Origin of the sequence: Gallibacter intestinalis (genome assembly GCF_014982745.1) — a bacterium.
In the GTDB taxonomy this organism is placed as follows: Bacteria; Bacillota; Clostridia; order Peptostreptococcales; family Anaerovoracaceae; genus Gallibacter; species Gallibacter intestinalis.
In genome coordinates this window covers 50038-70000 of sequence record NZ_JADCKA010000002.1, presented here as the reverse complement: position 1 = coordinate 70000, position 19963 = coordinate 50038, and the positions used below count along the sequence as shown (strand labels likewise).

The 19963-nt window shown below is 38.7% G+C and carries 18 protein-coding genes; all 18 read left to right on the top strand.

The genetic code is table 11. The features are described from left to right. The first annotated feature begins 39 nt into the window (after window positions 1-39). The 18 genes from dnaK to INF20_RS01690 all read left to right on the top strand — a co-directional run bounded on the left by dnaK (window position 40) and on the right by INF20_RS01690 (window position 19962). Window positions 40-1896, top strand: a complete 1857-nt coding sequence (gene dnaK, locus INF20_RS01775) for a molecular chaperone DnaK (RefSeq protein WP_226384676.1) — start codon at window positions 40-42, stop codon at window positions 1894-1896. Window positions 1897-1898: 2 nt separating this feature from the next. Further along, entirely contained in the window at window positions 1899-3044 is a 1146-nt protein-coding gene (dnaJ, locus tag INF20_RS01770) for a molecular chaperone DnaJ (protein WP_226384675.1), read from the top strand. An 88-nt stretch (window positions 3045-3132) separates the two neighbouring features. Continuing rightward, complete coding sequence (locus INF20_RS01765) at window positions 3133-3495, top strand: Asp23/Gls24 family envelope stress response protein (RefSeq protein WP_226384674.1); 363 nt, start codon at window positions 3133-3135, stop codon at window positions 3493-3495. Window positions 3496-3509: 14 nt separating this feature from the next. Then, window positions 3510-3905 (top strand): transcription antitermination factor NusB, encoded by a 396-nt coding sequence (gene nusB / locus INF20_RS01760; RefSeq protein ID WP_226384673.1) that lies wholly within the window; start codon window positions 3510-3512, stop codon window positions 3903-3905. Between the two features lie 11 nt (window positions 3906-3916). Continuing rightward, window positions 3917-4861, top strand: coding sequence for a tRNA (adenosine(37)-N6)-threonylcarbamoyltransferase complex transferase subunit TsaD (locus INF20_RS01755; protein ID WP_226384672.1), 945 nt, complete (start codon window positions 3917-3919; stop codon window positions 4859-4861). Continuing rightward, window positions 4824-5900 carry an exodeoxyribonuclease VII large subunit gene (gene xseA / locus INF20_RS01750; RefSeq protein WP_226384671.1) on the top strand — a complete coding sequence of 359 codons (1077 nt, stop codon included), beginning with the start codon at window positions 4824-4826 and terminating at the stop codon, window positions 5898-5900. Before INF20_RS01755 ends, xseA begins: the two co-directional genes overlap by 38 nt. 2 nt (window positions 5901-5902) lie before the next feature. Further along, window positions 5903-6103: an exodeoxyribonuclease VII small subunit gene (gene xseB, locus INF20_RS01745; protein ID WP_226384670.1), complete on the top strand. Its 201-nt coding sequence runs from the start codon at window positions 5903-5905 to the stop codon at window positions 6101-6103. A gap of 1 nt (window position 6104) precedes the next feature. Then, complete coding sequence (locus INF20_RS01740; RefSeq protein ID WP_226384669.1) at window positions 6105-6995, top strand: polyprenyl synthetase family protein; 891 nt, start codon at window positions 6105-6107, stop codon at window positions 6993-6995. Between the two features lie 21 nt (window positions 6996-7016). Continuing rightward, window positions 7017-8882: a 1-deoxy-D-xylulose-5-phosphate synthase gene (gene dxs / locus INF20_RS01735; protein ID WP_226384668.1), complete on the top strand. Its 1866-nt coding sequence runs from the start codon at window positions 7017-7019 to the stop codon at window positions 8880-8882. Next, window positions 8866-9663, top strand: coding sequence for a TlyA family RNA methyltransferase (locus tag INF20_RS01730; protein WP_226384667.1), 798 nt, complete (start codon window positions 8866-8868; stop codon window positions 9661-9663). Before dxs ends, INF20_RS01730 begins: the two co-directional genes overlap by 17 nt. 43 nt (window positions 9664-9706) lie before the next feature. Then, window positions 9707-10897, top strand: a complete 1191-nt coding sequence (locus INF20_RS01725; RefSeq protein WP_226384666.1) for a pyridoxal phosphate-dependent aminotransferase — start codon at window positions 9707-9709, stop codon at window positions 10895-10897. 44 nt (window positions 10898-10941) lie between these two features. After that, a complete protein-coding gene (mutS, locus tag INF20_RS01720) occupies window positions 10942-13413 on the top strand; it encodes a DNA mismatch repair protein MutS (protein ID WP_226384665.1) in 2472 nt (823 codons plus the stop codon). An 8-nt stretch (window positions 13414-13421) separates the two neighbouring features. Continuing rightward, entirely contained in the window at window positions 13422-15251 is a 1830-nt protein-coding gene (gene mutL, locus INF20_RS01715; RefSeq protein ID WP_226384664.1) for a DNA mismatch repair endonuclease MutL, read from the top strand. Beyond that, window positions 15248-16162 carry a tRNA (adenosine(37)-N6)-dimethylallyltransferase MiaA gene (gene miaA / locus INF20_RS01710; RefSeq protein WP_226384663.1) on the top strand — a complete coding sequence of 305 codons (915 nt, stop codon included), beginning with the start codon at window positions 15248-15250 and terminating at the stop codon, window positions 16160-16162. Before mutL ends, miaA begins: the two co-directional genes overlap by 4 nt. Next, a complete protein-coding gene (locus tag INF20_RS01705; protein WP_226384662.1) occupies window positions 16141-17283 on the top strand; it encodes a tyrosine-type recombinase/integrase in 1143 nt (380 codons plus the stop codon). Before miaA ends, INF20_RS01705 begins: the two co-directional genes overlap by 22 nt. Window positions 17284-17286: 3 nt before the next feature. Next, window positions 17287-18576, top strand: a complete 1290-nt coding sequence (locus INF20_RS01700; protein WP_226384661.1) for a methionine gamma-lyase family protein — start codon at window positions 17287-17289, stop codon at window positions 18574-18576. Beyond that, window positions 18573-19325, top strand: coding sequence for a TVP38/TMEM64 family protein (locus INF20_RS01695; RefSeq protein ID WP_226384660.1), 753 nt, complete (start codon window positions 18573-18575; stop codon window positions 19323-19325). Before INF20_RS01700 ends, INF20_RS01695 begins: the two co-directional genes overlap by 4 nt. Further along, window positions 19318-19962, top strand: coding sequence for a hypothetical protein (locus INF20_RS01690; protein ID WP_226384659.1), 645 nt, complete (start codon window positions 19318-19320; stop codon window positions 19960-19962). Before INF20_RS01695 ends, INF20_RS01690 begins: the two co-directional genes overlap by 8 nt. Window position 19963 lies beyond the last annotated feature (1 nt).

Here is a 19963-nt window from a genome sequence, read left to right as displayed (position 1 = left end):
AAAAAAATACAATAAAAATATAAAAGGAGAAGAAAGAAAATGGGAAAAGTAATAGGTATTGACTTGGGAACAACAAACTCTTGCGTAGCAGTTTTGGAAGGAGGAGATCCTACAGTAATAACCAATGCGGAAGGTAACAGAACAACTCCATCAGTTGTTGGCTTTGCAAAAAATGGTGAAAGACTAGTAGGTGAAACAGCAAAAAGACAGGCTGTAACAAACCCTGACAGAACAATCTCATCCATCAAGAGACATATGGGTGAAGACTACAAGGTAAAAATAGACGGAAAGGAATACACACCTCAGGATATTTCTGCAATGATTCTTACTAAACTTAAGAACGATGCTGAAAGCTATCTCGGTGAAAAGGTTACAGAAGCGGTAATCACCGTACCAGCATACTTTACTGATAGCCAGAAACAGGCTACCAAGGATGCAGGTAAGATTGCAGGTCTTGATGTAAAGAGAATCATCAACGAACCTACTGCCGCAGCTCTGGCATATGGACTTGATAAGGAAGAAGGACATCATAAGATATTAGTATACGACCTGGGCGGCGGTACATTCGATGTATCCGTACTGGAACTGGGCGACGGAGTATTTGAAGTACTGGCAACATCCGGTAACAATAAACTGGGTGGTGACGACTTTGATAACGCTCTGCTCAATTACATGGCAGATGAATTCGCAAAGGAAAACGGCGTTGATCTTAGAGCTGACCAGATGGCACTTCAGAGACTTAAGGAAGCTGCCGAAAAAGCAAAGAAAGAACTTTCAAGCTCAACAACTACAAATGTAAATCTGCCGTTTATCACAGTAAATGAAAATGGTCCGCTTCATCTGAACATGGATATTACAAGAGCTAAATTTGATCAGCTGACAAGCCACCTTGTTGAAGCCACTATCGAACCAATGAAAAAGGCTATGGCAGATGCAGGCGTAACAACAGCCGATTTGGCTAAAATCATCCTGGTTGGTGGTTCTACAAGAATCCCTGCAGTTCAGGAAACAGTAAAGAAAATTGCAGGAAAAGAACCTTTCAAAGGTGTAAATCCTGATGAATGCGTTGCAATCGGTGCTTCTATCCAGGCCGGTGTACTTACAGGCGAAGTAAACGATGTACTTTTGCTTGATGTAACTCCACTTTCACTTTCCATAGAAACACTGGGCGGAGTTGCTACAAAGCTTATCGAAAGAAACACTACTATTCCAACTAAGAAGAGCCAGATATTCTCAACAGCAGCTGATAACCAGTCAGCCGTTGATATCCATGTAATGCAGGGCGAAAGAGAAATGGCTAAGGATAATATCACTTTAGGTAGATTCCAGCTTACAGGAATACCTGCAGCTCCTCGTGGAGTTCCTCAGATTGAAGTTACATTTGATATCGATGCCAACGGTATTGTAAATGTTAGCGCTAAAGACCTTGGAACAGGTAAGGAACAGAGCATAACAATTACTTCTTCCACAAACCTTTCCGAAGAGGAAATTAACGCAAAGGTTAAGGAAGCTGAACAGTATGCTGAAGAGGATAAGAAAAAGAAAGAAGAAATCGAAGTTAGAAACCAGGCTGAAACTCTTATCTATGAAACAGAAAAGAACCTCAAGGAACTTGATGGTAAACTGGATGAAAACGACAAAAATGAAATTACAGCAGCAAAGGATGAACTTCAGAAGGTACTCAACAACGGTACTGTAGAAGAAATCAAAGCAGCAATAGAAAAGCTGACAGAGCAGTATCATAAGATGTCATCAAAGCTTTATGAACAGGCTCAGCAGGCTCAGGGAGCTGCCGGCGCTGGTGCAGATACAGGCGCAGGTGCCGCAGGCAGTGGAGCAGCAGATGACAATGTAGTTGATGCTGACTATGAAGTTGTAGATGAAGAGGATAAGTAATAATGGCAGAGAAAAGAGATTTTTACGAAGTCTTAGGTCTCAAAAAAGGTGCTTCAGAAGATGAAATTAAAAGCGCCTTCAGAAAAATGGCAATGAAATATCACCCGGACAGAAATCCGGGTGATAAAGATGCTGAGGAAAAGTTTAAGGAAGTAAACGAAGCCTACAGCATTTTAAGCGACCCTGAAAAAAAGGCTAGATACGACAAATTCGGACATGCAGGTGTTGATCCTAATGCAGGATTTGGCGGCGGCGGAACATACAGCGGCGGTTTTGGAGGCTTTGAAGATATCTTTGATATGTTCGGCGGAATGTTTGGCGGCGGCGGACGCAGTGGCTTTTCAAGAAGGCGTAACGGTCCTCAGAAGGGAAGAGATATTCAGAAGCATCTTACCATTGAATTTGAAGAAGCGGCTTTCGGAGTTAAAAAGGAAATACACCTTACTAAATATGTAGAATGCGAAACCTGTCACGGAACAGGAGCTGCTGCAGGAAGCGAAAAGAGGACTTGTCCAAAATGCGGAGGCAGTGGTGAAGTATTTACTTCCCAGCAGACACCATTTGGTATGTTCCAAAGCTCAAGCCCATGTTCAGAATGTAAAGGAACAGGCTATATAATCGATAATCCTTGTCCTGATTGTAAAGGTGCCGGAAAGGTTAAGAAAACGATTACAATTTCAGTGAATATACCGGCAGGTGTAGACAATGATTCAATTGTTACTTTAAGAGGACAGGGTGAACCAGGAGAAAATGGCGGTCCTGCAGGTGATCTTTACATCGTAATCGGTGTAAAGCCTCATAAATTCTTTAAGAGGGCAGGTCAGGATATTCAGATTGAAATTCCTATTACCTTTGATCAGGCTGCACTAGGCGACGAAATCGTAGTTCCTACCCTTGAGGAAAAGGTTAAATATAAGATACCGCCGGGAACACAGCCTGGAACTGTATTTAGACTTAAGGGTAAAGGTATCGTAAGCACCAGAAGCTCGCGTAAGGGAGACCTTTATGTAAAAGTAAATCTCGAAGTACCTACTAAGCTGACATCTAAACAGAAAAAAGCTATAAAACGGATGTCAGATGAAGTTGATATCAGCTGCTATTCTAAAAAGAACAGCTTTATGGACAACATAAAGGAAATATTTAAATAAGAACATATGAAAAAGAGGCTGCAACTCTTAAAATGCAGCCTCTTTTCTGTTATAATAATATAAGTATGATTAGAGAAAGGTGGAGCTTATGGATACTCAAGAATATACTCATGCCGAAGACCTTTCCGAAGAGCGGTTTTCAGATCATGTCCTAGCAATTTGTGCCATAAATGCTACATTGCGCACAAAAGGTGTCGTAGGACTTACAGGCGGTATAACCGATAGCCTGTCTGAAAACATACTGGGTAAAGAGTTGCTTTCTAAAGGCGTAAAAGTATCCCAAGGCAAGGATGGTGTAATATTTGACATTTATGTCGTACTGAAATACGGCACTAAGATTCCTACAGCAGCCTGGGATATTCAGGAAAATGTAAAAAAAGAGGTTGAAAGCGTTACCGATACAAAGGTAAAAGCCGTGAATATTCACGTTCAGAAAATAGAACTAAAATAGAAGGGATTATACATATGACAAGAACAGAGGCCAGAGAGCTGCTGATGCAGGCGGTATTTCAGATGGAAGCGCAAAAGGACAGCAGTAACGAACTTTTCGAACAGCTTTTAGCTGAACAGAAGGCGGATAAGGGCAACTTGGCATACCTGAGAACTAACTTTGAAAATCTCAGAAGAAATGCTTTGGAAATTGATGATAGAATAGATAAATTTGCCATAGGCAGAAGTACCAAACGAATGCCTAAAGCTGACCTTGCAATTCTAAGGGTAGCTGTAAGTGAAATGCTTTATTATGATACTCCGGATTCTGTTGTAATAAATGAAGCTGTAGAAATGGCTAAAAAATACTGCAGCGCTGAGTCCGCTGGATTTATAAACGGAGTACTGGGAAGCATACAGAGAAATCTTTAGGTCTACTGCTTATGAATGAATTATATCTAGGGATAGACACAAGTAACTATACAACTTCTGTGGCAGTGACAGATTCGGAAGGCAATGTAATTTCTGATAGACGAAAGCTGCTTCCAGTAAAAAAAGGAGAAAGAGGCTTAAGGCAGCAGGAAGCGCTTTTTCATCACATAAAGAATTTCCCTGAAATCATTAAAAAAGTAAGGGACGATGTTGATATAAGACAAATAAAGTCTATAGGTGTTTCAGCAAGGCCTAGAAATGTAGAAGGCTCATATATGCCATGCTTTGAAGCAGGGAGAAGTTTTGCTATTTCAATGGGCACTGCATTAAATGTACCAATTTATGAATTTTCTCATCAAGAGGGACATATAAGAGCAGCTACAGATATTGATGAATGTATCTGCTTTCATCTTTCCGGAGGCACAACAGAATTTCTTAAAGTCGTTAAAAATGCTGACAAAACAGGCTATAAAGTTGATATCATCGGTCATACCCTTGATATTTCTTTTGGACAACTGATTGATAGAATAGGTGTAGCAATGGGATTTGATTTTCCGGCGGGGAAAGCTATTGACAGTTTGGCATTCAGTTCGGATAGAAATATCATAATTAAAGGATTAAAACCTTTTCATATCAGCGGTAACGATGTAAATCTGTCCGGAGCAGAAACTCAGTTTTGCCGGATTATATCGGATTATAAAAAGGATGAAATTGCAATTACACTTATGAATATGACAGCAGAATGTCTTGATAAAATCATAGCAACATGCAAGAAAAAGTATCCAGACATTCCAATTGTTCTTGCCGGCGGAGTATCACAAAGCCTTTATTTAAAAGAATGTTTAAAAGACAAGGCAATTTTTGCCGAATACGGTGCTGATAATGCAATAGGAATATCTAAACTCGGAGGAATGGCATATGCCACTGAAACCTGTAAGGGTAAGCCAGTTAAATAATTATATATCTAAAATATTAGGAAGCGATCCTCTTATTGGAAATGTAAGAGTCGAAGGAGAAATATCTAATCTGAAATATCATTCTTCAGGACATGTTTTCTTTTCTCTTAAGGATGAATTTAGCACCATACGATGCTTTATGCCTTCAAGTGCTGCTTTGCGGCTTAGATATGAGCTTGATAACGGTATGAATGTCATTGTAGGCGGTTACATTTCCGTTTACGAAAAAGGAGGATATTATTCCCTTAATATAAGAGAACTGGAAGCGGAGGGAAGAGGCGCTCTTGCAATTGCCTTTGATAAAGTAAAGGAAAAGCTTGAAAAGGAAGGCGTATTTTCTTTAGAACACAAAAAGAAAATACCTTCCTTTGCTATGAAAATAGCAATTGTAACTTCACCAACAGGAGCAGCTCTCCAGGATATGCTTAAAATTATAAAAAGCAGAAATGATGTAACAGATGTTTTAATATATCCATCTGCAGTTCAAGGAGATGGCGCTGCATTACAAATAGCATCAGCAATAGATGCCATAAACAGAGAGCATCCAGATGTTGAAATAATAATAGCAGGTAGGGGAGGCGGATCTCAGGAAGATTTATGGGCCTTTAATGAAGAATGTGTTGCTCGTGCAATATTTAATTCTAAAATCCCGGTGATTTCTGCTGTAGGTCACGAAACAGATTTTACCATTGCCGATTTTGCCGCAGATTTAAGGGCTGAAACTCCTACGGCAGCTGCAACCATAGCCGCCTTTGATTCCTATGCTTTAGAAGAGTTAATTGCATCATACAAAGAAGATATGAAGCTGTCAGTACTTCATCTCTTTGATAGATACAAAGAAAGGTTACTTTTCTTAAAAGCGCAACTTGAAAGTCTTGACCCAGCTCGGCTCAAAAAGCTGGGACTTGTTTCCGTAGTAGATAAGGATGGAAAAGGACTAAAAAGCGTTTATGACGCTAAAATAGCAGATACTTTGTATATAAAATTTGAAGATGGCGAAATAGTAGTACAGGTAAAAGAAGTCAGGGAGAAAAAATAGCTATGGGTATTAAATCAGATGATATAGAAAAGGCTTTAGCAGAGCTTCAAAAGACAGTTGAAACACTCAGAAAAGGCGATATGACTGCACAAGAAGCATTTAAGCTATATGAAAAGGGTCTCTCACAGTGTAAAGCCTGTGAGGATATTTTGAATGAAAAACAACAACAAATTGAAACATTCTTAAATCAGGAGGATGCATAAAATGAATCAGATGAATTTTAATGAGTACAAAAAAATTGCTGAGGAACATCTTTTAGATTATCTTCCTCCTGTTGATGAAAGAAGTATAACTATTTACAATGCCATGAAATATAGTCTTGAAGCAGGAGGAAAAAGACTCAGACCAGTTCTTGTCCTTGCCACCTGCGACTTTTGTGGTGGAGATATAAAAGATGCACTGCCATATGCACTTGCCATGGAATATATACATACCTATTCCCTTATTCACGACGACCTGCCTTGCGTTGATAATGACGATCTTAGAAGAGGTAAACCGACAAACCATGTAATGTTTGGTGAGGCCATGGCAACATTAGCAGGAGATGGGCTTCTTAATTCCGCCTTTGAGGCAATGCTTTCTGATATAAAAAACACAGAAAACACTGATTCTCTAATAAGAAAAATTAAAGCAGCTGATGCTATCGGAAATGCAGCAGGATGTCTGGGTATGATAGCAGGTCAAGTAGCCGATATCGAAGCTGAAGGTAAAAGTATTTCCGTTGAACATCTCGATTACATAAACAAAAACAAAACTGGAGCAATTATCAGAGCGGCAGTGCAAGCAGGAGCCTATCTTGGAGGTGCCGATGAAGATCTTTTTAATGATCTTACAGAATATGCCGAAGATCTCGGTTTGGCTTTTCAGATAAGAGACGATATTCTTGATATTACGGGTACAGTTGAAGAACTGGGTAAAAATGTAGGTCATGATGAAGAAACAAATAAATCAACATATCCTGCAATCTTTGGTCTTGAAGAGTCTGAAAAACGCCTTGAAGAAGTAAACAACCATGCTTTAAAGGTTATCGAAAAATATGATAATGCCGAATTTTACAGAGAACTTGTTGAAATGATGGCAAACAGAAGAAAATAAACTTACAGTTACGGAGTTAACATGAAGAATTTACTAGATTACAGTCTGCCAGAAGATTTAAAGTTTATGGACACAAAAGAGCTTGAACTATTGGCAGTCCAAATTAGAGAATTTCTCGTTGAAAATGTATCTAAAACCGGAGGACATTTAGCTTCCAATCTCGGAGCAGTTGAACTCACAATAGCTTTGCACAAAGCATTTAACAGTCCTTTAGATAAAATAATATGGGACGTAGGACATCAGGCTTATGTTCATAAGATTCTCACCGGCAGAGCGGACAATTTCGGAAGTCTGCGCAAATTTGGCGGTCTGAGCGGCTTTCCAAAGGGCGGTGAAAGCGAGCACGATGTATTTGACACCGGTCACAGCAGCAATTCCATTTCTATAGCTGCCGGATTTGCTGCCGCCAGAGATTTATCCGGTGATAATTATGATGTTGTTGCTGTTATAGGTGACGGTTCTCTTACAGGTGGTCTTTCCTATGAGGGCATGAATAATTTAAGCGACCTAAAATCAAAGGCAATAATAATATTAAATGACAACGGGATGTCCATAGGTCTTAACACAGGCGGTCTTTCAAAGCATCTTAATAAACTTAGAGTTTCAAAGGGGTACAGCAGCTTTAAAAAAGGCTTTGGCACTGCTCTTAAAAAAATTCCAGCCATAGGGGATGGCCTTTATAACGGCGTTTCAAGAGCTAGAGATCATTTAAAATATTCAATAGTTGAAGGAGTAATGTTTGAAAAACTTGGTTTTACATACATTGGTCCTATTGACGGTCATAATATCGATGCGATTTTACACAACCTTGAACTGGCAAAGACATCCGATCATTCGGTGATTATGCATGTAATTACACAAAAAGGAAAAGGGTATCGCAATGCAGAAAAGGATCCAAGCAAGTTTCATGGTATCGGTGCCTTTGATAAAAGTACCGGTGAATTGTTAAATAAGTCCGAAAGGCCGTCATATTCAGAGGTTTTTGGTAAAAAGCTAACTGACATGGCGCGTCAAAATGACCGCATTGTAGCTGTATCAGCTGCGATGATAGATGGCACAGGGCTTAGAGAATTTGCACGACTGTTTCCAGAAAGAACCTTTGATGTGGGAATAGCAGAAGGTCACGGAGTAACATTTGCAGGAGCTTTGGCAAAATCCGGATACAAGCCTTTTGTAACAATATATTCAACATTCTTACAGAGAGGTTACGATAATATTATTATGGATACTTGTCTTCAGGACGTTCCAGTTGTATTTGCCATAGACAGAGCCGGATGCGTAGGTTCCGATGGAGAAACTCACCACGGACTTTTTGATATATCGTACCTGAAAAACATTCCAAATATGACTGTATTAGCGCCCGCTTCAGATATTGAATTAGAAATGATGATGGAATTTGCTTCAGTTTATGAACACCCTATAGCAATACGATATCCACGGGGAAGCGCTTCTGAAGCTGTAACGATCCCTAAATCTTTATCTGAAGGGGCACAGGTTATTTCCGAAGGTAAGGACGTTATAATATGGTCTGTAGGTAATATGCTTAAGAACGCTGAAAAAGCTGCGGAAATTCTTAATAATTCTGGCATTGACACAGGAGTTATAAATGCAAGGTTTATTATGCCTCCGGACAGGGAAAAAATATTACAGAGTGCAAATAAATGTAAATTGCTCGTTACAGTTGAAGACGGTATGAAAATCGGTGGTTTTGGTGAAACTGTAGTATCGTTACTGGCCGAAAACTCACTAAATAAAGAAGTTATGATTTTAGGCTGGCCTGAAAAATTTATTGAACACGGTAATACCGATCAACTTATGGATAAATATGGTCTTAGCGGTGAAAAAATAGCTGAAAGGATTAAAGATAAAATTGAAGGAAAGAATTGATGTACTGCTGACAGAAAAAGGTTTTTTCACTTCCAGAGAAAAGGCAAGAACTGCTCTTATGGCTGGTCTTGTCTTTGTAGATGGACAGAGAGTAGATAAAGCAGGAACTAAAATAGATACAGAAGCTCAAATCCAGGTAAGAGGGGATACTTGTCCATATGTTAGCAGAGGTGGTCTTAAACTTGAAAAGGCCATGGAATTATTCGGATTTGATTTAAATAATTGTATATGCGTCGATATGGGAGCTTCCACAGGAGGATTTACTGACTGTATGCTTCAGAAAGGTGCTCGTAAAGTATATGCCATTGATGTGGGATATGGGCAGCTTGACTATAAACTGAGAATAGACGACAGAGTAGTAAATATGGAAAAAACAAATATCAGATATATGGATGCCGAATTAATTGAAGAACCGGCTGATCTGATAAGTATCGATGTATCATTTATTTCTCTTTCGTTGATTTTCCCTAAGGCAGCAGAGGTATTATCAGAAAATGGAAGCGTTGTATGCCTTGTTAAACCGCAATTTGAAGCGGGAAGAGAGCAGGTAGGCAAAAAAGGCATTGTAAGGGATAAAAAGGTTCACGAGGAAGTTATTGAAAAAGTTATTGGCTATGCTGCCGACAACGGACTTTACCCAAAAGGACTTACATTTTCCCCTGTAACTGGAGCAAAGGGTAATATAGAATATCTTATGTATTTAACAAGGGAACATCAAACACTTACAAAAGAAACAATACACAATGTGGTTGAAAGTTCACACGCTGAACTCGACAGATAGATTAACCAGTTATTATTCACACAACCAAAAGGAGAAAGGCATCATGGAATTATCAAAAAGAGTACAAGAAATGCAGTTTTCACCTATTAGGAAATTTAATCCTATAGCGCAGAAAGCGAAGGAAGACGGCAAAAAGGTTTATCATCTGAACATCGGACAGCCGGATGTAGAAACACCGGCATGCTTTATGGAAGCCATAAGAAGCTTCGATGAAAAGGTTATTGCATACGCAGAATCAGGTGGAATAACCGTACTGCAGGATGCAATTATCGACTATTTTAAAATGTACGGAATGGATTATAAAAGAGAAAATATCATGATAACTTCAGGTGGCTCTGAAGCTCTTACTATGACATTCCTTTCTATAATCAATGAAGGCGATGAAATACTTATGCCAGAGCCTTTTTACACTAACTACCATACCTTTGCCACAGAAGCCGGCGGAAAACTGGTACCTATCACAACAAAGGCTGAGGAAGGCTATCATTATGCAACTAAAGAAAAAATAGAGGCTGTTATAACACCTAAAACTAAGGCAATCTGCTGTATTTCACCGGGAAATCCTACTGGAAATGTTCTTACTTTAGATGAAATGAAGCTCATCGGCGAGATAGCAAAAGAACACGATCTTTATATAATCGCAGATGAAGTGTATAGAGAATTTGCATATGACGGAAGAAAGGTAACTTCCTTCGGAATGCTTGATGAAATAGCTGACAGAGTGATTATTGTTGACTCAGTTTCCAAGAGATTTTCAGCATGCGGAGCTAGAGTAGGATGTGTTGTTTCTAAGAATGCCGACTTTATGGAAGGTATGATGAAAATTGCTCAGGGTAGACTTTGTGTTCCTACAGTTGATCAGATAGGTGCTGCTGCCTTGTATCGACTTCCGGCTTCCTATTATGATGAAATGCGTGAGGAATATTGTGGCAGAAGGGATGCTGCCTATGAAGAACTGATGAAAATACCAGGAGTTATATGTCAGAAACCGGGCGGTTCGTTTTACATTACCGTAAAACTTCCAGTTGATGATATGGAGGATTTCCTCATGTTCCTTCTGACAGAATTTGAAGATAACGGCGAAACAGTTATGTTTGCCCCTGCGGAAGGCTTTTACATCACACCAGGTCTCGGAAAGGACGAGCTGAGAATTGCCTATGTATTAAATCAGAAGGATATGAGAAGAGGCGCAGAACTTATAAGACTTGGACTTGAAGCTTATAAAAACAAATAGAACTTTAATTTGAATCGGAAAGAAAGAAAAGAAAGGATTACATTATGGCATTATCACCTATGATGCAGCAATACATGGAAATAAAGGAAAACTATAAGGACTGTATTCTGTTTTTCAGACTCGGAGACTTTTACGAGATGTTCTTTGATGATGCCAAAACAGCTTCAGCGGAACTGGAGCTGACTTTAACAGGTAAAAACTGTGGTTTGGAAGAAAGGGCTCCCATGTGTGGAGTTCCTTTCCATTCCGCAGATACATATGTTGCCCGACTTGTTGAAAAAGGATACAAGGTTGCTATATGCGAGCAAACAGAAGATCCACAGACAGCAAAGGGCATAGTGAAACGAGAGGTTATAAGAATAGTAACCCCGGGTACAGTTACCAGTGAAAATATACTGAAGGATTCGGAAAATAATTTCCTCGCTTCAGCTTACATATATAAGGACAATGTGGGATTATCCTTTTGTGATATTTCCACAGGTGAAATAAATGTTACTCAAATGTGCGGTGATGCTGCATACAGTAACTTCCTAAACGAAATGGTGAGAATTGCACCTAAAGAGCTAATTATAAATCAAGGTGCTGATATATGGTTTGATATAGATGAAATTCAAAGAAATCTTGATATTTATACAGGTTTTATAGAGGATGAAAGGTATAACAAGAACTCTGCAATATCTGCCGTTAACCGTCAGTTTGGAGTTCGCTCACCGGAAGCTCTTGGAATAGGTGACGATGAGTATTTAATCTATGCCCTCGGCATGCAGCTTAATTATCTCTTTGAAACGCAAAAACAAAATCTCGCCAATATCACTGAGTTAAATTTTTATAGCGTCGGTGAATCAATGGCTCTCGATAAAGCAACTATCAAGAACCTGGAAATCACTGAAACACTTTTTGAAAAGAAAAAGCAAGGCTCACTTTTAGGAGTCTTAGATAGAACACGAACTGCCATGGGAGGCAGAAAAATAAAACAGTGGCTCAGAAGTCCGTTAAATGACCTTAAACAGATTGAAAACAGACTTGATGCTGTAGAATATTTGGTGGATGAGGCTATGATTAGAAATAACCTCAGAGAGAGCCTCAGACAAATTTACGACTTTGAAAGGCTTGCTGGTCGTATCGTTTATGGTACAGCAAACGGCAAAGATATGATTGCTTTGAGAAATTCTTTAGCCGTGCTGCCTGAAATAAAATTTGATCTTGAAGATACCGATGTATATCTTCTTGACGGATTATATCATCAGATTGACACTCTAGAAGATATATATACTATGATAAGTCGAGCAATAGTTGATGAACCACCTTTTTCTTTAAGGGAGGGCAATCTTATCCGAGACGGCTTTAGTAAAGAACTTGATGATTTAAAGGCGTCCATAAAGGATGCAAAAGAATGGATTTTAGGCCTCGAGAGTGCAGAAAGAGAACGTACAGGCATTTCAAATCTGAAGGTCGGATATAATAAAGTATTTGGATATTACATCGATATAACGAAGTCCAACCTTGATAGGGTTCCTGAAAACTACATAAGAAAACAGACCTTAGCTAATTCGGAAAGATATATAACGCCTGAGCTGAAGGAGACAGAAACTTTGGTTCTTAATGCCGAAGCTAAAATTAACGCCAAAGAATATGAAATATTTACAAATTTAAGAGAATCCATTAAGGAGCATATAAGAAGAATTCAGGAGACATCAAAGGCTGTTGCAACTTTAGATGTGCTAACTTCCTTTGCAGAAAGCAGTCACCTTTACGGATATATAAGACCGGAAATGTATGACGGCGATGAAATTCTCATTGAAAAAGGACGACATCCTGTAATTGAACAGATAATAGATGATGGTGTTTTTGTTTCAAATGATCTTTATATGAATAGAGATGATTCATCCATGCTTCTAATTACAGGTCCTAATATGGCTGGTAAATCAACATATATGAGGCAAAACGCTCTTATAGTGCTCATGGCTCAATCAGGATGCTTTGTTCCATGTGACAAGGCTAAAATCGGTGTTGTGGACAGGATATTCACAAGAATAGGTGCCAGCGATAATCTCGCCGGAGGACAGAGTACATTTTATGTTGAAATGAGCGAGCTTTCATATATTCTTGATAATGCAACTCCAAAAAGTCTAGTTATTTTAGATGAAATTGGAAGGGGTACTAGCACCTATGATGGACTTTCCATTGCTTGGGCAGTAGTTGAGTATTTGTGTCGTTCGGATAGAAAAATAAGAACACTGTTTGCATCCCATTATCATGAACTTACAGTTCTAGAAGATAGTGTATCCGGCTTTAAAAACCTCAATGTTGAAGTAGCAGAAGAAAACGGTGATGTAGTATTTTTGCATAAGATTATTGAGGGTAGTGCATCAAGGAGCTATGGTATTCATGTAGCTAAGCTGGCTGGTGTTCCAAAAGAAGTCCTTGAAAGAGCACAGGATAAATTAAACGATCTTGAAAACTCATCCCGTGCCGTTACTTTTCTAGACGGAGAGCAGATAACATTTAATCTATAGGTAAAAAAATGATAAGAATTTTAGATAAAAGCACAGCTGATAAAATTGCGGCAGGTGAGGTTGTAGAAAGACCTCTCTCAGTGGTAAAGGAGCTTGTGGAAAACTCCATTGATGCAGGTGCAAAAAAAATAGCCGTTGAAATTAAGAACGGCGGAAAATCGTATATTAGAGTAACTGATGACGGTTGCGGTATAGCAGCAGATGAGTGTGAAAAAGCTTTTATGCGACATGCTACATCCAAGATTATCAATGCAGAGGATTTGAATTCAATCAGTACATTGGGATTTCGAGGGGAAGCCCTTGCAAGCATTGCTGCAATTTCAAGGACTGAACTTCTTACCAAAACAAAGGAATCAAAAACCGGAAGTAAACTCATTATAGAAGGCGGTCAGATAATCGAAAACACTCCTGTGGGCTGTCCTGATGGGACAACCATGGTAATTCGTGATTTATTTTTTAATACGCCTGCTAGACTTAAATTTATGAGAGCAGATAGTGCAGAAAGTAGCTCTGTAATTGAATTTGTCACAGATATTGCTTTAGCTTATCCAGACATTCGCATACAGATGATTAACAATGATAAAATACTCTTTGCAACAAACGGCAGAGGCAATAGAGGACAGACCATTGCAACCTTAACTAGCTCCATACTGGCAGATAAGTTAATTCCATTTATCTACGAAGAAGAAGGAATCACCGTGGAAGGCTATGTTTCAGGTCCCGGTGAAAGCAGAAGCTCTCGTAAAAATCAGGTGTTCTTTGTAAACGGCAGAGTTATCGATAGTAAAGTTATAGAAAAAGGGATTAACAGGGCATATAGCGACAGACTTTTTGAAGGTAGATTTCCGATATGCTATTTATTTATAACGGTTTCTCCGGAAAGAATGGATGTAAATATTCATCCTAATAAGCGACAGGTACGCTTTTATGATGAGGATGCTATTATCAATACCGTAAGAAAAGGTATAATTACAGCATTGGACTCTGAAGAAGCTGTCCCAACCATAAAAGAAAAAGCAAAACCATATAATAAAATTGAAAATAAAAACGATAATCCTAAAGAAGTAAGAGATGCAGTTGACATAAATAGTTTATTGTCAAATTACGAGCAGACAAAGGAATCAAATAAAACTATATTTGAACAAAATACAGTTGAAACTCCTAAGGAAAAGGAGATAGTTGAAACGCAGGAGCAGATAAAAATAGCAGTACAAGATGAAATATCAAAACCTATTTTTACCGTTACAGAACCTAAAAGATTTGATTTCAGCAGTCTCCAAATTCACGGACAATTTTTCGGTACATATATTCAGCTTTCAGACGAAGAGACGATTTATTTTATAGATCAACATGCGGCACACGAAAGAATTTTCTTTGAAAAGCTTATGAATCAATTTCAAAGTCGTGAAAAGCATCGACAGCCATTACTTATTCCTATCACCTTTGAAGTTTCCCATGCTGATAAGGAAAGGGAAGATTTATGGCTTACCGTCCTTGAAGATATGGGTTTTTCCTTGGATGAATTTGGACCGTTATCCTACAGAGTTAGCGAAATTCCAATGTTTATGAGCATGTCTGAAGCAGAGGACTTTCTTTCAGATTTTACAGACGGCATTGGAACTTATGAAGATATAAGAGATAATAAAACTCTTGATAAAATTGCAACCAGAGCATGCAAGGCAGCTGTTAAAGCCAACGATTACCTATCAAAAGAGGAGATAAAGCAGCTTATCACAGACCTGGATAAATGTAATAATCCTTTTTCTTGTCCCCACGGCAGGCCAACTTTTATCAAAATAACTAAAAGTGATTTAGAGAAGAGATTTAAAAGAATATGAATAAAATAGTTGTAATCGCAGGGCCCACTGCTGTAGGTAAAACTGAATATGCAATTAAAGCAGCTCAAGCTTTCAACGGTGAAATAGTATCCTGCGACTCAATGCAGTTATATAAATATATGGATATAGGATCAGCTAAACCAACATGCGAGGAGCAAAAGGCTGCAACTCACCATCTTGTTGATATAATAGATCCGAGAGATGACTTTTCAGTGGCAGAATATCAGAAATTAGCAAAAGATAAAATCTTGACCCTGCTAAATGAAAATAAACTTCCTGTAATAGCAGGAGGTACTGGTCTATATCTAAATTCCATCTTATATGATATGGATTTCGGTGGTGGCGGCGCTGATAATGAGATTAGAAAAAAATACGAAAAAATAGCCAAAGAGCTAGGTAACGAAGAACTTTATAAAATGCTACAACAAGCTGATCCAGATGCTGCCAAAAGACTTCATCCAAACAACACTAAAAGGATTATACGGGCTCTTGAAAGCATAGAAACAGGCCATGAAGGTATCAAGTCCTTCAATGAGGTTTCTGTCAAAACATCTGAATATAAAGCTATCCTTATCGGTCTTACACGAGATAGAGCAGAACTGTATGACCGTATCAATCGTCGTGTAGATATCATGATGAATTTAGGTCTTGTGGATGAGGTGAGAAAACTTATGTCCATGGGACTTGATGCCGATAGTATTTCAATGAAAGGGATTGGATACAAGGAAATAATAGGATATCTGAAGGGTGAATATGATATCGACGAAGCCATAAGACTTATAAAGCGAAACAGTAGGCGTTATGCCAAGCGTCAGCTTACATGGTTTAAGCGATACGATGATATGAAATGGTTTAACCTTTCCTACGAAGGGGTGGGTGATATGTTATCATGGCTGGAAAAAAGAATATAAAAATACATAACAAGAGCGACAAACCTGATAATATCGTACTTAAAGAGCAAGAAATAATCTTTAGGTGCGAAGATATAGAAAATCGCCTTCCGCGATTCTTGCGTGGTTATTTCATCTATCTTAAGGGAAATGTGCTTCCAATGACAAGACTTGCTTATCTTGGTGATGTGCTTTTCTTTTTTGAATATCTTGTCAATGAAACCGATTTAACTTCAGCTGATAATCCCAAAGATGTTACTCTTTCGGAATTAAATAATATTAAAGCAGTGGATGTAAATATTTTTATAGATTACTGCAGAAGATACACTAAAGAAAAGGAAAACGGAATTTACATATACGAGAATAATAACAAAACACTTGCTAGAAAAAAATCTTCCGTTTCTGTAATGTTTAAACAGCTGTACAGAGATGAGCTTTTGGATAAAAACATAACCGATGGTTTTGACCCAATACGCGTACCTAAAGCTCAGGAGAGAGAAATCAAAGCACTACAGGATAATGAAGTTATGGTCATGCTGGATGCGGTTAGCACTGGTAACGGGCTTACAAAAAAGGAGCATCAGTATTGGGAAAAAACAAAAAAACGAGACAAAGCAATACTTATTCTTTTTGTAACCTACGGACTGAGACTTTCTGAGCTTCAGCAGCTTAATGTCTCCTCATTCAACTTTACCAGAGGAGAATTTAAAATATATCGAAAACGTGACAAAGAATCGGTTATGCCCCTTAATAAGTCGGTAACAGCTGCCGTAGAGGACTATATTTTAAACGAGAGAAAGGAAATAGCAGATATCGTTGATAAAGACGCTCTATTTCTTTCCCTACAGGGCACAAGAATGAGCTCAAGACAGATAAGAACACTAGTTAAAAAATATACCTCCATAGGAATGCAGACATCTAGATCTGGCGGTTACAGTCCTCATAAGCTTAGGGCAACAGCTGCTACAAGTCTTATCGGAAGGGGAAACTCCATATTTGATGTCCAGGCTCTTATGGATCATGAACAAGTTACAACTACACAGCTTTATGCTGCCCATAAGGCCAATGTAAAAAGAGATCTTGTAAATAACATGGAATGGGAAATAGAAAGAACTGATAGTAATAAGCAAAAGGAGAGATAAAATATGAAGGCTGATACATTTGCCTTTTTAAAACAGGAATTTGGTATTGACGAAAAAGTCCTCAAAATCGTTGAGGAAGCTGAAAATGACATAGAACAGGGCTTTAAGGAAACAGACGATATAACTGTTCACAATCAGTATAAAGTGCTTAAAGCCTTTCAGAAAAACAGAATTTCAGATATGCATTTTGGTTGGAATACGGGCTACGGTTATGATGATGCCGGGAGAAATGCCATCGAAAGGGTATATGCAGATATTTTCGGATGTGAAGCGGCCCTTGTAAGAACACAGATAGTAAACGGCACCCACGCCCTTAGTTTGACTCTTTCAGGCATACTTCGCCCTGGCGATGAAGCTATTTATATTTCCGGTAGACCTTATGATACTTTGGAAGAGGTTATAGGTATAAGAGGAGAGGGCATGGGTTCTCTCATGGAATTTGGAATCACATATAACCAGGTTGAGCTTAAAGATAATAAACCAGACATAGAGGGAATCAAAAATGCAATAACAGATAGAACCCGAATGGTATGCCTACAGAGAGCCACAGGATATGCCTGGAGAAATGCTCTTACCATAGATGATATAAGAGAATGTGTAAAAGCAGCAAAATCTGTAAAAAATGATGTCATTTTCATGGTTGATAACTGCTACGGTGAATTTCTAGATATACTTGAACCTACAGATGTTGGAGCAGATGTTATGGCTGGATCTCTTATTAAAAATCCTGGAGGCGGACTTGCTCTTTCTGGCGGGTATGTCGTAGGTAAAAGAGAACTCATTGACAAGATTGCATATAGACTCACTTGTCCTGGTATTGGCGGCGAATGTGGTCTTACCTTCGGACAGAGCAGGGCTATGCTACAGGGGATATTCATGGCGCCCAAAATCGTTAATGGAGCAATTAAAGGCGCTATGCTATGCGGTAGGGTATATGAAAAACTCGGTTTTGATGTTTGCCCTCGTCCTGAAGATAAAAGAAGTGATATAATACAAAGTGTAAAACTCGGCTCAAAGGACGCTGTGGTTGCCTTTTGTCAGGGAATACAGAAAGCTGCACCTATTGATGCCCATGTAACTCCTGAACCTTGGGATATGCCGGGTTATGAAGATGAGGTAATTATGGCAGCGGGAGCCTTTGTACAGGGCTCTTCCATAGAGTTATCAGCTGATGCTCCAATAAGAGAACCTTATATCGTATATTTCCAGGGTGGTCTCACTTACGAACACTCTAAATTTGGAGTCATTAAGTCGTTACAAGAATTAAAAGACAGGGGTCTTATAAGTCTATGAGCATATTCAAAAATGCAAAAAACAGTAAAAAATCAAAAATAGTACTGGCCATCGTTAAGTTTGCAATACTGATTCTTATTCTTGTTGGAATTCCGCTTTATTTTTACTTTTTCCAAAAGGATTTGATAGACCAGATGTCAAGCTTAGAAAGTGTACAAGAGCTTTTTAATGCAAACAAAAATTATACTGTGTTTATAATTATTGCAGCTCAGTGCCTTCAGATTGTACTGTGCTTTATCCCAGGTCAATGGATACAGATAGCTAGCGGATATTTCTTTAGTGTCCCTATAAGCCTTGTGCTTGCTTTGGTAGGTGCCTTTATAGGAAGTGTTATAACCTATTATCTTGCAAAGCTTTTGGGCCATGATGCCATGCATCTTTTCTTCGGAGAAGAAAGAATCCGGGATATGATACATAAGCTGAACAGTAAAAAGGCCGTCATCATAATATTCCTTATATTCCTTATACCGGGAATACCAAAGGATTTGTGTAACTATGCGGCTGGACTTTCTGAAATGAAGCTAAAACCTTTCCTAATTGTATCTCTGATAGGAAGAACACCTGCAATGCTCGGAAGCATTGTAATAGGTCGCCAGCTTTATCTCGGAGGTTACGGCATTGCAATAGCTGTTGCTGTTTTCGCAGTAATTGCCTGCATTTTAGGCATTATATATCGTCATAAGCTCAATCTGTTCTTAGATAGAATGTACGATAAATATATAGGAGAAGGAGAAGAAGAAAATGAATAAGAATATCTTTAACTTTCCACCCGCTTACCTGCAGGAAATGGCTAAAAAAAGATATATACAGATGACAGGAAGCGATGATAAATGGGAAGAAATCATAGAAATCTGTAAAGAGTATATTAAACCACAAAGCGAATATATCATCTTTAAAAGGGAAGAGATAAATGTGCAAGATAACGCACTGACAGTTGAAGGACAAACCTTCCATTGCGATATATTCTCAAATATGCCTGAGGAAATAATAGGGGACATAGCTGTGTATGCCATGACAGCAGGAGAAATGCCTGCAGCTGGTGACAGTGTTTTAAATGAAACCCTTGCTGACATTGTATTTACTGCATATATAGACGCCATGAGAGATATATTGAGAAGTGAATTCCAAGAGGAATATATAGTAAGCGGCTCCATGGCCCCGGGAATCGATGGTATGCCTGTGGAAGAAATACAAATAATCGACAAGCTCTTGGATTTATCCGCTATAGGTATTTCTTTAAATGACCATATGACAATGATTCCACAAAAATCCGCAGCTGGTCTTTTTATGTTTTTCCGTGAAGAACATCCGGTAAATACAAACAGCTGTGCAACATGTATGGCAAGAGGTAAAGGCTGTGACTTTTGCGTAGTCGGAAAGGAATAGC